Source organism: Paenibacillus sp. RC334 (assembly GCF_030034735.1).
GTDB classification, from domain to species: domain Bacteria; phylum Bacillota; class Bacilli; order Paenibacillales; family Paenibacillaceae; genus Paenibacillus; species Paenibacillus terrae_A.
The window spans coordinates 1,123,910-1,141,236 of sequence record NZ_CP125370.1 but is presented as its reverse complement, the minus strand read 5'-3'; the positions used below and the strand labels follow the sequence as shown (position 1 = coordinate 1,141,236).

Here is a 17,327-nt window from a genome sequence, read left to right as displayed (position 1 = left end):
ATAATATTCAATGCAAATTAATAAATTGGTGCTTCGTAATATAGGCGCTTATTATGGAAACCTAAATAAGTTTGATTTTAGAACAACCTCTACCAATAATGTTATCCTGCTAGGCGGTAAGAATGGCGCTGGCAAGACTACTATTTTGGAGTCTCTACGAATTGTACTATTTGGTTCGATGGCTTACGGATTTATAACCGATAATGAACCTTATTTTCGCAAAATACGCTCATTATTGAATCGCAAGGCTCTACAAATAGGTGAGAATGATTTTCAGATTTTACTTGACTATATTTCTACGGAAGATCTCGAGGTCAATCATTACTCCTTAATTCGTAGTTGGAGATTTAAAAATAAAAAAATTAAAGAATACTTTTCAATCCAAAAAAACGGAAAACACTTAAATGCACAAGAAATTTCAGATTTCCAAAACCGACTGCGCGAAGAAATGCCGCCTCGATTATTTGAATTGTGCCTTTTTGACGGTGAAGAAATCTCCAGAATTGTTTCTGAGGAAAAGATTCCTGAATATTTAAGCGAGTCAGGAAAGATCCTTTTTAACTTGGATCTCTTTATGAACCTAGAGAAAGATTTACAAACTTACCGATTACAATATGCTCAAAAAAATCTGGAAGCAACAAAAGAAATTGATGAGCAGAATAAATTGGGATCTGAAATCAGTGAACTAGAACAAAAGCTAGGAAAAACTGAGGAATTGGTTTCATCTAGTGAAGGAGAAATTATAAATTTAATTGATCTGATTAAAAAAGATAAAAAAGAGTTTGAAATTCATGGTGGTTTAGTTCAAGAAAGACGGCAAGAACTGGTCACAAAAATCAATTATATTGAAAATACTAGAAAAGCCAACACCGATAAAATTCGTACCTTTGCAAATACATTACTGCCTTTTTATATTGCTCGTACACAATTAAAAGAAGTTGATCGACAACTTTCCCTAGAGAAAGAGCATGAGTCTTATGAGTTTGTTGCATCAACCTTAGAAAAAAATAAACTTAATGAATTGCTAACCAATCTACAGACAAATACGTCATCTGCAATGTTAGATATGGATCAGCTATATGAGGGTATTCTTAATTTAATTCGGCCTGAAAATATTCAATTACTCCACCGGGCCTCCTTTGAACAGCAAAGCGAGATTCATAGCTTGTATAGACAGATTCAAACTTTAGATGCTTCTAGTTTTATCCAATTATTTGATACAAATACAAAGCTACTAGAAGAAGCACAGAATTTTAGAAAAGCTGTTGGAAGAAATGATCAGGCTAGTGAATTTAAAGATCTACTTGAAAGTATAGAAAATAAGACTAAAAGAATTGAGCAACTAAAGCTTACAATTGAGCTAGCTTCCAGTGAAGTAGACACTTTAAAAGAAAACATTCGAATAAAAATAACCGCTTCTAACAAGATAACAGAAAAAATTAGAGACTTTCATAAAGCTGAGAACTCCTTTGTTATGACTGAAAAACTATTAAATGTGAGCCAACGATTTAGAGAAAGGCAATGGCGTAAAAAACTAGATGATGTAGCAAAAGAAGCTACAAAAATGATTAACATTCTCTTTAGAAAAAAATCTTATATTGAACGGATGCATATAGATCACTCTTCATTCGAATTGCATCTTTACAATAAGGAGAAACAAGAAATTAACAAGGAACGCTTATCTGCTGGGGAAAAGGAAATGCTTATGCTTAGCGTAATTTGGGCAATGTTTAAAGTTTCAGGTTGGAAACTTCCTTTTGTATTTGATACTCTTTTTGGTCGTCTTGATCAAGACCACAAAAGAGCATTAATTCAACATTTTGTACCTAAATGCGGCAAGCAAGTATTGATGTTTACCACAGATTCTGAAATTGCCTCCGAGCAATTTGAACTAATTAAAGATATTACTTCAATCTGTTACACATTAGAATTTAATGAAGCTTTAGAAGCAGCAGAAATCGTTCAAGGCCGATACTTTAATATCACAAGGGAGAACGCCCTCTAATGAATTTCACTTTAAAAACATCCAAATATGCAAAAGACGTACTTTTACAACTCCAAGCTTCTACAAGCATTACGCCAAATATATTAATTCGTTACGCGGTAGCTCTCTCTTTAAAGATTGGAGATTCTTCTGCTGAGCTTACACCTCTCACAAAAGACTTTACTGATGGGCTTTCTCTTAACCGCAGTACAGTAACTGGGGAATACGATTATATTTTCCGTGCAATGATTACCCAAGCATCGGGGAAAGAACTCTCAGACGAAGAGTTCTTTCCAGGTTACTTTAATGCTCACCTAGAACGCGGAATTAGAGCACTTGCTGCCGAGTATAAAAGTACTGGAAATTACGAAAAGTTTATTCGTGCTTTGCTACTATAAATTGAAAGTTGTGATATTATGCTTTATTTAGACAATAGTGCAACGACAAAAATCCATCCTGAAGTTCTGGATACTATGCTACCTTATTTACAAGAAGAATACGGTAATCCCTCTAGCAAATTCTACTTATTAGCCGAAAATGCAAAAAAAGCAGTCTCCAAAGCACGTGAACAAGTTGCCGAACTTCTTGGATGTGATGCTGATGAAGTTGTTTTCACCAGTGGTGCTACCGAAAGTAACAATATGATCATCAAGGGGATTGCCGACTATTACGGGAGACAAAACAATGCTAACAAAAATATGCTTACTTCAAAAGCAGAACATCCATCAGTTATTGAGACATTGAATTTTTTAGAGGAGCATGATTTCCAGATTAATTATTTGGACGTAGATCAATTTGCTAGAGTGGATATTCAAAAAGTAAAAGAGGCAGTTGTACATGACAGTCCTATGCTTACTTCAATTATGTGGGGTAATAATGAAATAGGTTCATTAAATCCAATTGAGGATTTATCGTTAGTATTCGAAGAAAACGGTCTCTTTTTTCACACAGACGCTACCCAAGTCGTAGGTAAAGTCCCAATTGCTTTAAACAAACTTGAAGGTGTTCGATTCTTATCTCTATCTGGCCATAAGATCGGAGGGCCAAAGGGCGTCGGAGCAGCAATAATACGAAAGCAATCCAAAGAGATCTATACGCGTCTCACTCCTCTCCTCCACGGGGGAGGACAAGAAAACAATTATCGGAGTGGCACGCTAGCTGTGCATAATATTGTAGGGTTAGGAAAAGCTGCTGAGCTAGCTCATAAAAACCTCAATAAAAATGTAAAAAGGTTAAACGATTTAGAAAAGTACTTAATAGACATCTTTAAAACGAATTTAAGAGACAAAGTTAAATTTAATAGCGACGAAAAAAATAAAATTCCCGGCTTGATTAGTTTGCAATTTATTGGCATTAATAATGAATTACTTTTAAAAAAGCTCTCCTCTTTTGTAGCCCTTTCCTCTGGCTCCGCTTGCAGTTCTAGTAAACCAAGTCATGTATTGAGCGCTGCTGGTAAGTCGCTTGAGGAAGTCCGTCAGACTATCCGAGTAACTTTGAGTTCTGATGTTAGTGAAAAAGACCTGAACCTTTTTAAACAGATTAGATAGAAATCAATAAAAAAACACATAGTGTAAAAAAACATACTATGTGTTTTTTAGGAAATTAGCCCAATTAAAAAATTCAAAGTTTTATTAAACTTAATTTCTCTCTGTGCGAGGAAATATTTCGTTTAACAAAATATCTACATCTTCTTTCATAAAGGATTTTGTACCTTCTATCTTTTTAAGCTGATATTCAGAATTCTCTTTCAAAAAGAATTGTTCCAAGGAATCTAAATTCAATGTGATTTTTTTCCTGTAACTCACCAGACTTAAAAAGATTTTCACCAAAAGACTTAAGATTATCAATGAAGAATGGATTCAACTTAAGATTTTCCAAACTAATCTCGGAGTCATTATAGTCTGCATATTTCTTCAAAACATCTAATACTGTAACTACCTCAACATAAGTAGCCTCAATTATTTCTAGAATATGTTGCTGACTTGCGCTGCTCTTAATTTGTAGTTTCAGTCTACAAAAAGGGGTTCCTAATCTAGAAAAATTCGTTAAATTCAAAGTTATGATATCGCTTTGTATTTTAAATTCAGCCCCATCCTCTAATAGACTAAGTAAAGTTATTTCAGTCCTAATTTTTTTCAAAACTGAGGATGCAAGCTCTCTATATTTTTCTAATTCACTCCTCGTCAATAAGCAGTGATTATGTGCCCAAGGGTTTCTATAATCATAAAGATTTTTCCACTCATCAGCTAGTTCGGAGGTTATGTGCTGATAAAGATTTGAAACTTCAAGTGTTTTTTTGAGACCGGATAATTTCTTCACTTCTTCTAAATTATCTAATATTTTTTCGTACAATTGTTGAGTATTGTCATTAGATGAAGCGAAAGAAGCAAGCTCATCCTTAATAGTATCTAACTTATCCGACATTACATTTTTAGAAAATTTAATACGTTCTTCAACAAAATTCTTTAGATGAACAAAGTCTAGACTATCTAACGGATTATTGAGGTAATGAAGAATTTTGTCTCTTTTTCTCACCCGATCTTTCTCATTTTCTGAATTTTGAAAGTAATGGGAATACCAATTAATACCCATTTCTTTCAAAAATATAATTTCTATAAGTGTACGAAATTCTCTTTCCAGAATATAAACACTCTCAGATATTTCTTTCATATATATAATAGTTTGATTGTCATAAGCTATAGATATATAGGAACAAACGTTACTTAAACTTTCTATAAATTCTTTTTTCACCTTCTCAAAAAATTTTATTTTGTCTTGATGTGGAAAAAAGGTCACAAATATGATATTTTCAAAACGAGTATTTATATAAACTTTAATGTTATTCGAGTATCTTTCTGAATTACATATATCTTTCAATGTCATTTCACTATGATTTGATTTACATACTACGAATAGACTTGTTTGATACTTAGGATATTCTTTTGGAAATATTTTATTCATCTTTTTCTCACCCCTTAACAGAAGATTCAAAAATCTCATTCACGGTTGTTTGTTTATTTATCATTAATGACTTAATTGCCTCAGCCTCTATTTCATTTATATGTTCAGTATTATTAAAAATGTCCTGCAAAGTACTATCTAATAGAAGATAATCAGAACTATCTAATAAAAGTATGTTATCTACATAATAAGGTTCTAATACCTTAACAATTATAGATTTAATCTTAGAATTTTTATTTATATAGTCCTTGTATTTAATTAATTTGTTATTAATCGTTAAAAAGTGTCTAATTGATGAAAAAACATCTTTTCTTACACTTTCTGAACCATGGTATTCAATTAATGGGTCACAAAGCAAAGTTTCCATTGATTCATCTATAAGCTGCTTAATTTTACGAATACTTTCTTCTAAAGTTCTCGGGTTAAATGCCTGTACATTGAATATATAATCTATTTTATTATAAACATCCTCAATTATAGCTCTGATTGTTATTTTTTTTCTAAAAAATGCCTTTGATTTCAACTGACTAAGTATCTCGAAATATTTATTCCAGTAATGGGTAATGATGTCTGTATAGGTAGATTCTTTATAAAGTAAATCTCTTTCGCAATCATACCAGTCTCTTAAATTTGGATATAGTATCCGAGTTAATTCACGAATGCAATCAGTCATATGTAGATATACTATCTTTTCTTTAGACTGTTTTTCATGCCATTCGATGCTATCTATTAAATGCTTATGCTTAGAGAAAAAATCTAGCCCTAACAAATTCTCTAATTTAGGCGCAAATCGCTCAGAGACATTACTTTCCACATTTTTTGGTGTTTCATTAATCATATAAAATAAATCTCTATGTTGGTAATTTTCAAGGTTTTCAATTATGACTATGGGTAGCTCCATTAATTTCAGTTCATCACTTAAAGGGCCCTTTATTTCATCTAACAAAGTTATTATCGCTTTTATTCGATGTTGACCATCGATAACTGTGAAATTCCCGTTTCTAACACTCAAAAATCCTGTTTTTTCAAATGATAGAGTAGCTCTGCTATTGAGAATAGCTGGAGGAAAAAATGTACCCGAAATATCATTAAGAATATATTGTTTTATCCCCTCGACTCTCTTATCATCAATTTTTCTATTCATAGATATATCGGAACGTATATCCACTAAATTAGGTAGATCTTTATAATTTATAATTCCTATATAGCAAGATTGTTCATTCCATTTATAAGGAATAACATTTATCTTTGAGTTCATGCGTTCTTCCCCCTTGTTAATAGTCTGTATTAAAGCGACAATTCTTTAATTTAGAAGTGCCGCTTTCTCCAATATTTTATTTGTCATCTGTATCGTTTGAAAAAGGCTTTAAGAAAAGTATTGTAAAATTCATTTGAATCTTATTCTTTTTCCAACTCCCAAAATGCCCGATCCCTCATCCATATGGGTTGATCTGAACCTATTTTTACAATACTATAATGCTTCTGCAATGATTTGATTCTATTCATGATATTTTCTTCCTCTGCTTTATTTTGCGTACTAAATACCATCCTGATCTCTTTAGAAGACATTTCAGAAACGCTATGAACTATCCAAGTCAAGATATAATTTGCATAATCGTTATCAGAAGTCGAAAAGTGACTAAGGAATTGCGTAGATAGAATAGTACCTACACCATATTCTCGGCCTTCTTTAAGGATTTTTTTAATTGAAGTGAAGTTTTTACTCAAGAAGTTATCTGCTTCATCAACCAAAATCATTTTTGTAATTTCACGATAGCTCCCCTTAATCGCACTATGACCTTGCATTTGCATTTGGTTATAGAACACATCTAAAGTTATAGACACTACTAAATTTTGAATACTTTCGTTAAAGCCAGACAAGTTAATTACAGTAATCCCTTCAACCATATCAAATAAAGGAATTGTTTGATCAGCAGCAGGCTCAAATACTTCGGTATCATATAATTCCTTTAATGCAGCATAGAGGCTATCGATCTTTACTCCTTCTCTTTGGGAGTATAAATCGTAGATATCTTTAAAGGTTGGAGCTGAGTTATTCCAGGTTGTACAATCCCCTTTAAGAATCCCTTTTTGAGCATATGCATCCATAATTAAATCCTTTAGAGTAATAGATTGCACAGGTCCTAAGTTGAAAGCTCTACTGATGGTATCCGTCAGAGAATTGCTTGTATGCATAGGTAACAAGGGCCTAGCTGGTTCTGTAATATATAATGATAATGGATTATATGGCAAATGATATAAATCATAAACCTTTGCTTGCGTTACCTCAACAAACTCTGGTTTAATATAGTCACCTTTATAGTCAAATATTAAAATGCCAATCGGTGTACTATAAATATTATCTTTACTATTCCGGTAAAGTTGAGTAACTAATGACTTTGTAAATTGAGTCTTTCCTGTCCCCATTGTGCCAATAATTCCTGTATTCGTATGCATGACTTTATCTGTAGTAGTCGGATACCATTTTATTTCTTGTCCACTCTGTGCATTATGACCAAACAAAACCTCCAATGGTTTTGTAGAAAATGGTTTATTAACGTCTACATCTTTTGACTCTAAGGCAGTTGATGCCACTTCATGATAGCTAGATACTCGATATTCATCATTGTCTTCAGCTATTAATCGAATCGAATTATCCTCGGTGTCATTGGTTTTTACGTAGTCACTTTTAGAATCATATAGATTAGAAAGTAATTGATCCTTGGGAATATCACCGTAATCACTTTGTATATGATCTTTAATTTCCTCGATACTTTTCACAAGGAAGTCATACCCACTTTGTTCGGGATAATTAAATATTAATACATCTTCGGTCTTCTTTATATCAGTAAAAACAACATCTTTCTTAAATGAAATTACTGCACCATGCCCGATATACTCTTGCAGTGTATTACAGATTTGATAATCATCATTTGAAAGTTTCTCTCTCAGATAGCTACTGGTTATATTTTGCCAATACTGTTCAGGCCAAATACTATAAAGTTTCATTTTTTCAGCACTTGAAATTGCCAATTGGATAAAGAAATTACGATACAATTTCGCTTTAAAAGATTTTTCATCGTTTAAAAATTCTACTAATAGTCCTTTTGTTTCTTTTACTTGATTAATTGCTTTATCATATACAGCAGAGGAGTTATTCCCTATTTTCACTTCGACCGGATACAAATGCACAAAAAGTTTACCTTTTTGATCTTCTATACCAACTAATAAAAGATCATCGCTATAAGAACCGAATTTTCCTAAATTTTTAGTCGAAAACAATCCTTCAGCTTGCTTTAATCCCGTACCTCCCGAGATTCGAAGTACTTCTTCCATTGAAATCGGAATCCAAATAATATCTCGATGTGCTAATGAGGCAAGGGCCAACTTCACTGCAGATAAAATACTAATTTTCTCTCTTGGAAATTGATTTTTTTGTGCTAGTAATCGTAGCAGCCAGTTTCCGTTTATAGCATTGAAAAAGTTAATGATTGGAGGTAAATCTTCTTTAGTACATTCAATGTTTTGAGATTTTAAAAACTCTTCAATAAGACGCTCGTATTGTTTAGAACGGTTTGTTACTGTTATCGCGTCAAATCCACTTGATGAAGTATATTGATCACTATAGTGGATAACTAACAGGTCTTTTTGAGCATCATCATTTTTAAAGAAACTTAAATCCACTTTTGGCTCAATAAAAGTTACCCAGTGTGCTGAATCATACACTAAATCCAGCTTCTGTTTATGGTCAGCCGAAATCGCGGTGACGATATTCATATCTTCTTGGTAGTTGTCCAGCGTACGAGCAACACGTAGCAATGAATTTAGTTTTGGAGCAATTGAAAGTAGCGGAGTCTTTGATTTTCGGTAATACTTCGTACCAAATCCTGTTTTGTAATCATCATTTATAAATACAGATGGAATACCCGAAACCAATCCAAAAAGTGAAACCCCTGTAATCATTTCTGACGCATTACTCGTCGCGACCTGCTCAATTTTGCTCATTTGATAAAAAGTCACATGACTATATTCGTATTTATTGGATTGAACGTCTTTTGAATAAAACTTAACCTGGTCTCGGAAAATATTAAGAAGTTCTTCTGAATGGTAACCTTCCAAATCTAGCTTCAGATTAAAAATCTTCGCTATTTCCTCAGCATCTGAATACTGTGACATTTCTTCAAATGCATTATTGATTCCTTTTTCGGCGTAAATGTGGAGTTCAATAGGTAATAAATCTATTTTCTCAATCTTATTTTTAAGCTGTCGTTTATAATATTCAAATAATCCCTGCAAAATCTCTTGACAATCCCCCATATTGATCGTGTTAATTTTTAGAGGGGCCCTATAATCTAATTCAAATAGGTAAGAAAAATGCTCTGTAAACTCTACAATTTTCTCCTGCACTAGTTTACTTACAAAAAATTTTGAAGATTCAAATCTAGGCAAACTCTGATCAATGTAAGTTAACCATTCAAAAGAATCACTGTTCTCGACAGCTTTGAATAATCTCGAATTATTAAATGAGACGTAAGGTAATAAGTTAGTTGGTCTTAAAGAACGAAGTAATTCATCATTTATTACCTCTGAACATATAAGATCGTTTAATTGTAATTGATAGGCAATATTTAAAGGATGTAAAGGGGTAAAAAGCCACTCCGGATCCTTAAGACCCTTTCTAATGGTTCCAATCAGCGCCAGATCTCTTTTCGAATGATCCAAAGATTGCCCGTTCTCCAATTCATTTAACTCTTTTAAAAATGCGTTAACATAATTTCTGGATAATTCTGTATATTCATTGTTAAAAAAGGCCAAGCTAGGAAGCAAATCATTTGCTCTAAAAAATCTTAGTAAATCAAAATAGGAGTCTCTTAAATACTCTGACACTGAAATAACTTCAGGTATAATCTCTCCAGCTTCTTCATAAAAATACATGTGGTTAGACTCAATCAGTTTAAGTTCCCGTTCTAAATTCTTTTTAAAGTCGCCCTGAGCATACGTCTCACGTGTACCTTGAATAATCTTCATCTTTTCATTCTCAAAGTGGTACACAAAATGTGCTTGTTTTTCCCTTTTTAATTTCCACACACTGAAACCACTTATCGGAGCAGGACGTTCTACTACATCCCTTACTGCAAAAGGAATTTTAGTATAGGGTAATCGTATTTCAAACTGAAGTAATTCTTCTTCATTAGCCATATCTGCATTTTTAAGGATAACTAGCTCATCAGACTCTGTCATATCAAACTGATTATTTCCTATCTCACTGCTAAGCTCTGCTTTTAATACCTCCGACGCACCTTTATTTAGGATCCACTGATCATCATCAGAGTTTATTAGGATACATGAACCTTTAGATTTAGATAAATTAATTGTAAAAGTGGTTTGAATAGAATGAATTAATTTTTCTGTAGATTCAACGATCGCAATTCTGAAATCATATGTTTGAGATACTTCTGTTTTATACCTTAATCCGTAGAAGCTTGTCTGTCCGGGTTCATGATGTAAACAAACTTTAATCTTTTTCCCAGATGCTTCCGAGTCAAACTTGTGCTTCATTTCATTTTTATTAATATACTGGTTTTTTATAAAATCATTAAAAGGGAATTCTAGTGTAACTGTTTTATTGAGATCAGGGTTAAATACAATAATATTTCGTTTTCTTTGCTTACTTTTACTTTCACCATCTGCTTTCTCCCAATAAGTCAGTCCTTCGAGAGATAACTTCTTATTAGGTTCAATATACTCAAGTCCTTTACCCTCAAGTTTCTTTTGATTAGAACGTCTAACCGTTCCAAAATCAGTATCCTGCCATTCAGAAACTGAAAGAGCTTTTACACCTTGTTCATCAAAATGTCTTTCTAGACCAACATCAATCGGCCCATACTGGTGAATCATTTCGACATCGCTAAACAAAGCTTGATTATCTTTCAAGCGTTCTTTAATCTGTTTATCCGACCTTGGTGTATGAAACAATTCCGAGTCATAAAACAAACTAAATTCTTTATAATCATTCGATTCTAATTTTCCATTATTCAGGACATTCATTATATTCTCATAATCAAACAAAGTAATTTGTTCATGCAAGCCTTGTTGAGCTTTATTTGACTCCATTATGAATTGTAATATTAATTTTTCTTCCTTGGATAGATTCGAACCTTTCATCAATTCCTGTAGATTTTTTTCAATAGAGCTAATGTGAAACGGCATTCCTTCTTTTGAAAATGAAGTCATCCCTTGCACCAAACTATCTAAATTAGAATTATGAATAAGCAACATTGCTTTATCAGTAAATTGTTCTTCTTGTGTGCCTACTTTATTACGAAGAGTTGTCAAAAAATCCGGTGTAATCTCATGTATATTTGAAGCTATAAGAATTTTCACTGTATCATTCATTAAACATATCGTTTGAAATAACTCTTCCTCTGTTTGCATAAAAAACGGTTCTACATGATTTAATAAACCAACTTGCTCTACAAGATTCTCTACTTGTTCTGTTCGTTCAAATTGAATATGATACTTTTCACCTGGCTGAACATTAATATTTGAAAAGAATTTTTGGATCTGTTGAGCTAAATAATTATAAAAATGATTTGACATATATTGCATCCCCACTATCACTTTTTTTCTCAAGCAAATTAAGCTTTTCAAAATAATCTATAATAGCTGTTTGAGTATCACGATCAAAAATAATCCCTCTTGTTTCGAATTCTTCAAATAACTTTTTCAATCTTATTTTAGGCATATCTTGGATAATCATTTTAGTAAAGAATAAAAGATAATCTGTATCTAAAATAAGCATCTTTCCAGATCTTCCTCTTGATTTTAGAAACGATTTTTGACAGAAATGTACAAACCACTGTTTATATTCATTATAAGGCTTAGAACGACTAGTTTGATTAAATTGATGATCAATCATACTAAAGAACAAATACATATTATTTAATACCGGAATGTCATATGGGCGCATTACTGTACCCATAAGCTCCCATTTTGTATCCCCTGAAAGCTTATTTTTGTATTCTTCCATCAGTTGAGAAACCTGTTGATCCAATATTTCAAGCTCTTCCTGAGACATATTACGAATTCTATAGGCGATATCTTGATAAGAATAAACAGATTTTCCATTAGAGAGATTAAGTACTTTTAGAAAATTAATATGTGAAAAAATACGATTTATCGATTTCTCCAAATTTCTCCAACCATATTCGTAACTGACACGTGTTTTGGATAGTTTTTCTTCTCCTTCAAAAGTAAAATAAATGGGCCTAATTTCTTTTTCAAAAGGAGTAAACATTGCCTCGTTTCTTAGTGACAATTGACTAACATAGAAGAAATAATAATAAGAAATAATTTTTTCGACCTGTAAAGTAAATAGATCACTCTTTGTAACTAACCACTTGAAATCTTGAATAAAAAGTTTGGAGATTTCAGGTAACATGACTGCATAATTTTCAGGTTTTTCCGTTATTTCACTTAGCTCAGGAAGTGATTTAAAAAGCAGTTCACTCATGAGGTCATAAGAACTTTCTTGGATATTTTCCACTGCCAATGGCTCTTCTTGGTTCCATAAAACATTGTATAGAAATATTGCGAGTTTTTTATTTTCATTTTCAACAGTATTTATATAGTACAAAGTCTTAGGATGAAATAAATATAATTGATTGTTTTCATCTAAAAATAATGTCTTTATCGTTTGCTTAAATACACTGCGCTGATTCATATTTTCAAAATCAATCGTATTAAGTACCCTGTCAACCAAATCATCCGAGTTCACATCCTCAGGAAGTTTTTTCTGTCCAACTAATCTGATGAATTCTCCAACTACTTCTCTGAAATTATATTGTGCCTCTTTAAATTTTGTATTATAAGGGAGAAATTCCAATTCCGTTTTAGGGTTGTGTCTAATAGAAGATGTAAACTTAAATTTTTCCCTAATCAACTCTGAATTTAAATAATAATTCATTATATTCACGTCTCCATAAACGAATATTGATCAAACGTTGAGTCGAATTTCAAACGATACCGAGTTATTTTTCCAAATTGCTTACTCTCAAACACAATTTCCTCTTTCTGATTTCCCACGCTACTTAGTCTACCAATGAACTCAACAAACTTAATAAATTGAAATTTATCTTTCTTATTTGGACGATATCCGTTTTTAATTCGAATTAACAAGGAATACAAAGAAAAATCTATATCAATTGAAACAATCGAATCTTCTTCAGAGTAAACAGAATTTCTGGCTTTAAACTGTAGTGTCATTACGGTTAGAAATTTAGATAACTCTTCTTCCATTAAAATAGTCGATCGATTAACGTGTGGTTCTACCTCTAATTTTTGCAAAGCATAATATTGCGTTTGAGGTTGTCCTACTTGAATATAAATAAGATCCCCATTGCTTTCACCATTCCATTTATATATGGCCTCTCTAACGTCTTCTCGATATAACTTAGAGAGCTTACTCCACTCCCGTTTATTCCAGTGATATAAATTTTTCATAAACTGATTATAGATATTATCTTGAAAAGAATGATGTTCCTCTTTAGGGATCAGATAATACAAATAAACGAACAACTTTATAATCATTTGTTTATATTGTTGATAATCTTTACTTTCCGTATTTCTCCATGGTGAATTTGATATAAAAGATCTTGCAAAGTACGACATTCTATTGATGTCTATATATTGTGCAAAAAGGTAGGCTCCATCTTTTCTAGACTTAAATTCAATAAGATATTGGTCTAATTTTTCAGTCCTTATTCGTGTTGGATTAATTTGATGTATAGCGCGATGTATAGATGAAGCATCAACTTTTTCGAATAATTGGAATGCTAGCAAACAAGCTATATATGACTTAAAATTTTGATTTTGCACATATTCCTTTAATTGCGAATAGTTCATGTTTTCCATAGAAGATGGGACCAAAATATTAAATACAAAATCAAGTAAAGCCCGAGTCGATATAATTAGTTTTTCCTTTACCATAGCTTGTATTAATAGATCAATAATCTTTTCCTGTATATCCTCATGCTGAAACAACTCGTAATTTTGTATAATTGGATTTTTCAAGGAAAGTTCTTTGTTATCCTCGTAATCCCTTAAATAAGCTTGGTAGAATGGATTATCAAAAGATTTCTGAGTAATCTTTTGAAAAATATTCTTAATATAGCTTGATTTTGGCCTTGCTTCAGTGAGTTCATAAATGTGATAATCGCTAAAATTCACAAATTTAAATGTATCATCATCACCTGCAGGAGTATCTTCGATCACAGTCTCTAGGATCCGTTTTTGATGTACATAATCTCGTAGACGAGAGAAAGATTTTCCTTCTTCGGAATCAATGAAGTTATTTAAAGCCCCTAAGTTAATCGCTAAAATAATATTTTGAGAACCTTCTTCTTGAAGGCCTTGATCAGAAAACGGTTTAAGTACGTTCGCTAGCGTTTCAATGGACGTCTTACGAGGTGAGAAACTTTCTGTAGCATCATTATGCAAATAAAAGCTACTTTTATCATTTAAGAAATCATATTTATTTTTTAAGTATGAAAGAATATGTGACTTCCCGTCTCCTACTCCACCGCAAACCAAAATTAAATGAGCCTTTTCGGTAGAATAGGCTTCATTAATAATTGCTTCTAATTCTACTTCTACAGGCCTTTGAACGTGCATGTATCTTTTAAACTCACTGAATTCATCCAGATTTTCTACAGCTTCTTTTGAAGATTGTTTGCATCTTTTTAGAACATCAATAAAGTACTCGCTTATATTAGCATCCATAAATTAATTCCTCCACAGTATGCACTGTAATCATTCTACCTAAAATAATCCATATCGCCTACCAAATCAAGGATAAACTAAATCTAAAGAACTACATTTCGACATTTTATAGCATATTCCTTCCATAATTTATCTTTCAATTTTAATTTCTTTATGAACTTGCTTTTTGTGAGTGGTTTAATGGGATAAATCATACCAATATGTAAAAACTTTGTTTTGATTTCTAAATATGATATCGTCTTTCAATAGGAATCTTATCCCTCATTTAGGAATAGTACACGAATCATTTAGTTGTATTTAGGGCGTATATTCAAACTATAAAACAAAGTTAAATCGTGGTGAATTAAGAAGTATGAAGAGACGATACGAAACCTCAAGATGATCAGTGGAAAAAGATCAAAGACGTGCTGCCACCGGAACGAAAAAACCAAGGAGGTCGACCTGGAACAGACAACCGGGTGATGCTCAACGCGATGTTGTGGGTCGCCCGTACCGGGGCACCATGGCGAGATATGCCAGACTATTATCCTTCCTGGTCCTCGGTGTACACCCGGTTTCGTCGCTAGCAAATTGCCGGTATCTGGGATCGGGTTTTAGAACATATTTCGATTGAACCTGACTTCGAAAGTGTAATGATTGATGCGACGATTGTTTGTGTCCATCAGCATCGAGCTGGAGCAAAAGAGGGCAATATTTTCAGACCATGAGATGTTCCCAAGGCAGACTGACCACTAAAATTCACGCCGTTGTGGATGCTTTAGGCAATCCGTTTCGCCTAAAGTTGACAGCCAGCCCCAGAGGCATGTTGTATCCCGGCGATCAGCTCATTACCATCACATTATCCATACTAAGTTGAACATCAAGCCCCATCCACATCAATTAAAAATACCCGCTCCTGAAAGCCACCCCGTGCCTCGCCTTTGTCTGCCCGCAGCTTGTCCAGCTCTGCTGCATTCGCCCCATGTACTTCTGCCAGCGCCCGGATGACTTCCAGTACATCCGCCAGCTCTTCCAGCGCGTCCTTATCTTTTGCCGCTTCAAAATACTCCGTTGCCTCTTCACGAAGCTTCGTTCTCAGCTCTTGCTTATATTCCTCCGGGTCTAAAATGCGCGTGCGGCATTCCTTGCCCTGAGACGTAATGATGTGCGGAATCCGGTCCCGTACCAGCTTGTTGTATGTAGGCATCTGAAATAACACCCTTTCTGTTTTGGAGCCTTTAGGCCGCAGCCAACATCTCCCTTTTTTCCATTATATCATTCGTGAGAAGAGGTTGGGTGTTATTAACATATGATTTAACTACTTCATGGACTGATTTTCTTTAAAAATAGATTGATACCGCTCAGCAGGATCAGCTACAATTCGACGAGATAGACGTATTAAAGTATGGTCCGTTCTAAAAAGCAGCCTATCGACCTCCTCTAGCTTCATCGGCTTGTTATGTGCACTATCCTCTGCGGAAATAAGGTAATGCACTGTACCCATAAACAGTACCATATCCAAACTCGGCTCAGCATCCGTGTGGATTAAAGTTGGCAGATCGGTAATAGATAGGTTAATGGAGGACAGAATGATTTGATTTCGGTGAACATAAACGGCCTTAGCCATAGAAAACATCGCCCGGTCACAAAGAATGAGGCAATTGTGAAATTGATGATGATTGCGCATGATCTGTGCAAGCTTGATCTGATATTGGGCCAGCTTTTGAAAATCCATCATGCAATTCAATATGTTGGGGTCGCTATGATTAGGCTGTATGGAATCTGGATCACTATGTAGGTGGTTGCTTAAGGAGTAATTTTTCACGGGGGGGGGTCAACTCCTGAATTTTAATTTAATGAACAGTGAGGGCATTGTAGGACCAATAAAGAACAATCAAAATGTACAAATTTCTAGCTATCGGACAAGCTTTATAATAAATATTACTATATAGTAGTTTTTAATTCAATTTACTTATTAACAGTTATTAATTAGAAGTAACTCTTTCTCTACACTTCTAACTAGAAGATTTTGCAAAAATCCAATAAGCGACTTCCAATAAATAATATATAGATTGAAAGGGTCTAGTTCATCTATATATTGCACTTTGGAGCGATTGGAATCGAATTTTGTGAAATCCTTACTATAGAGAGGTGTAAACATGTCTGAACTTTTAGATTTAGTCGGTACACGCATTCGGGATATTCGGAAGTCCAAAGGGCTTTCCCAAGAAGCTTTAGCTGAAAAAGCAGGATTCAATTCGAGTTATATCGGTTTTATTGAACGCGCAGAGAGAAATATATCTTTGAAAAATCTGGAGAAAATAGCGAAGGCATTGAACGTGGGCGTTTATCAGTTGCTTACATATGTAAAGGAAAATGATGAGCTTACCGAAGAAGATTTGAGTGTAAAAAGTATTTTGACTCTGCTAAGAACTCGTGAATCCAAAGATACTGAGCTGGCATTGAAGATTCTTACGGACATATTTGCAAGAATTGATGAACATTAATCCATAAGTAGCTACGTTCGCATTCACTGGGTGTCAGATCGGTGATTACTTACTCTAGGTACACGAAATCCCCCCAAGGAGGGGGGATTCTTTGAAAAAGTTTACATAAAATG

At 33.5% G+C, this 17,327-nt stretch carries 11 protein-coding genes and 1 pseudogene; 5 read left to right on the top strand and 7 right to left on the bottom strand.

Going from position 1 to position 17,327, the window contains the following annotated elements; all coding sequences use genetic code 11:
* Nucleotides 1-10 precede the first annotated feature (10 nt).
* The 3 genes from dndD to QMK20_RS05375 are packed head-to-tail and all read left to right on the top strand — an operon-like array spanning nt 11 to nt 3,534.
* Nucleotides 11-2,005, top strand: coding sequence for a DNA sulfur modification protein DndD (gene dndD / locus QMK20_RS05385; RefSeq protein ID WP_283654907.1), 1,995 nt, complete (start codon nt 11-13; stop codon nt 2,003-2,005).
* On the top strand, nt 2,005-2,382 hold the full coding sequence (locus tag QMK20_RS05380) for a DndE family protein (protein ID WP_283654906.1): 378 nt from the start codon (nt 2,005-2,007) through the stop codon (nt 2,380-2,382). Before dndD ends, QMK20_RS05380 begins: the two co-directional genes overlap by 1 nt.
* An 18-nt stretch (nt 2,383-2,400) precedes the next feature.
* On the top strand, nt 2,401-3,534 hold the full coding sequence (locus QMK20_RS05375) for a cysteine desulfurase family protein (RefSeq protein WP_283654905.1): 1,134 nt from the start codon (nt 2,401-2,403) through the stop codon (nt 3,532-3,534).
* A 187-nt stretch (nt 3,535-3,721) separates the two neighbouring features.
* Here QMK20_RS05375 and QMK20_RS05370 read toward each other — a convergent pair whose 3' ends face one another.
* From QMK20_RS05370 to dptF, 5 genes are all read right to left on the bottom strand, one after another.
* Complete coding sequence (locus QMK20_RS05370) at nt 3,722-4,948, bottom strand: hypothetical protein (protein WP_283654904.1); 1,227 nt, start codon at nt 4,946-4,948, stop codon at nt 3,722-3,724.
* 7 nt (nt 4,949-4,955) lie between these two features.
* Nucleotides 4,956-6,206 carry a DNA sulfur modification protein DndB gene (locus QMK20_RS05365; RefSeq protein ID WP_283654903.1) on the bottom strand — a complete coding sequence of 417 codons (1,251 nt, stop codon included), beginning with the start codon at nt 6,204-6,206 and terminating at the stop codon, nt 4,956-4,958.
* A gap of 140 nt (nt 6,207-6,346) precedes the next feature.
* Entirely contained in the window at nt 6,347-11,548 is a 5,202-nt protein-coding gene (gene dptH, locus QMK20_RS05360; protein ID WP_283654902.1) for a DNA phosphorothioation-dependent restriction protein DptH, read from the bottom strand.
* On the bottom strand, nt 11,529-12,914 hold the full coding sequence (dptG, locus tag QMK20_RS05355) for a DNA phosphorothioation-dependent restriction protein DptG (RefSeq protein ID WP_283654901.1): 1,386 nt from the start codon (nt 12,912-12,914) through the stop codon (nt 11,529-11,531). Before dptG ends, dptH begins: the two co-directional genes overlap by 20 nt.
* A 5-nt stretch (nt 12,915-12,919) precedes the next feature.
* Complete coding sequence (gene dptF, locus QMK20_RS05350) at nt 12,920-14,728, bottom strand: DNA phosphorothioation-dependent restriction protein DptF (protein ID WP_283654900.1); 1,809 nt, start codon at nt 14,726-14,728, stop codon at nt 12,920-12,922.
* A gap of 386 nt (nt 14,729-15,114) precedes the next feature.
* Here dptF and QMK20_RS27545 point away from each other — a divergent pair.
* A pseudogene (locus QMK20_RS27545) lies at nt 15,115-15,294 on the top strand (transposase); the annotation flags it as partial.
* Nucleotides 15,295-15,587: 293 nt separating this feature from the next.
* Here the strand turns inward: QMK20_RS27545 and QMK20_RS05345 are convergent.
* Nucleotides 15,588-15,914 (bottom strand): nucleoside triphosphate pyrophosphohydrolase, encoded by a 327-nt coding sequence (locus QMK20_RS05345; RefSeq protein WP_283654899.1) that lies wholly within the window; start codon nt 15,912-15,914, stop codon nt 15,588-15,590.
* 111 nt (nt 15,915-16,025) lie between these two features.
* The gene (locus QMK20_RS05340) at nt 16,026-16,532 is read right to left on the bottom strand and encodes a hypothetical protein (protein WP_283654898.1); all 507 of its coding nucleotides are present in this window, start codon (nt 16,530-16,532) and stop codon (nt 16,026-16,028) included.
* 334 nt (nt 16,533-16,866) lie between these two features.
* Here QMK20_RS05340 and QMK20_RS05335 point away from each other — a divergent pair, with 334 nt between their 5' ends.
* Nucleotides 16,867-17,214: a helix-turn-helix domain-containing protein gene (locus QMK20_RS05335; protein ID WP_283654897.1), complete on the top strand. Its 348-nt coding sequence runs from the start codon at nt 16,867-16,869 to the stop codon at nt 17,212-17,214.
* Nucleotides 17,215-17,327: the final 113 nt, after the last annotated feature.

What these genes read in the sequence shown, in the direction of transcription:
- dndD (WP_283654907.1), top strand. Translation starts at nt 11, where the DNA reads ATGCAAATTAATAAATTGGTGCTTCGTAATATAGGCGCTTATTATGGA.
- QMK20_RS05380 (WP_283654906.1), top strand. Translation starts at nt 2,005, where the DNA reads ATGAATTTCACTTTAAAAACATCCAAATATGCAAAAGACGTACTTTTA.
- QMK20_RS05375 (WP_283654905.1), top strand. Translation starts at nt 2,401, where the DNA reads ATGCTTTATTTAGACAATAGTGCAACGACAAAAATCCATCCTGAAGTT.
- QMK20_RS05370 (WP_283654904.1), bottom strand. Translation starts at nt 4,948, where the DNA reads ATGAATAAAATATTTCCAAAAGAATATCCTAAGTATCAAACAAGTCTA.
- QMK20_RS05365 (WP_283654903.1), bottom strand. Translation starts at nt 6,206, where the DNA reads ATGAACTCAAAGATAAATGTTATTCCTTATAAATGGAATGAACAATCT.
- dptH (WP_283654902.1), bottom strand. Translation starts at nt 11,548, where the DNA reads ATGTCAAATCATTTTTATAATTATTTAGCTCAACAGATCCAAAAATTC.
- dptG (WP_283654901.1), bottom strand. Translation starts at nt 12,914, where the DNA reads ATGAATTATTATTTAAATTCAGAGTTGATTAGGGAAAAATTTAAGTTT.
- dptF (WP_283654900.1), bottom strand. Translation starts at nt 14,728, where the DNA reads ATGGATGCTAATATAAGCGAGTACTTTATTGATGTTCTAAAAAGATGC.
- QMK20_RS05345 (WP_283654899.1), bottom strand. Translation starts at nt 15,914, where the DNA reads ATGCCTACATACAACAAGCTGGTACGGGACCGGATTCCGCACATCATT.
- QMK20_RS05335 (WP_283654897.1), top strand. Translation starts at nt 16,867, where the DNA reads ATGTCTGAACTTTTAGATTTAGTCGGTACACGCATTCGGGATATTCGG.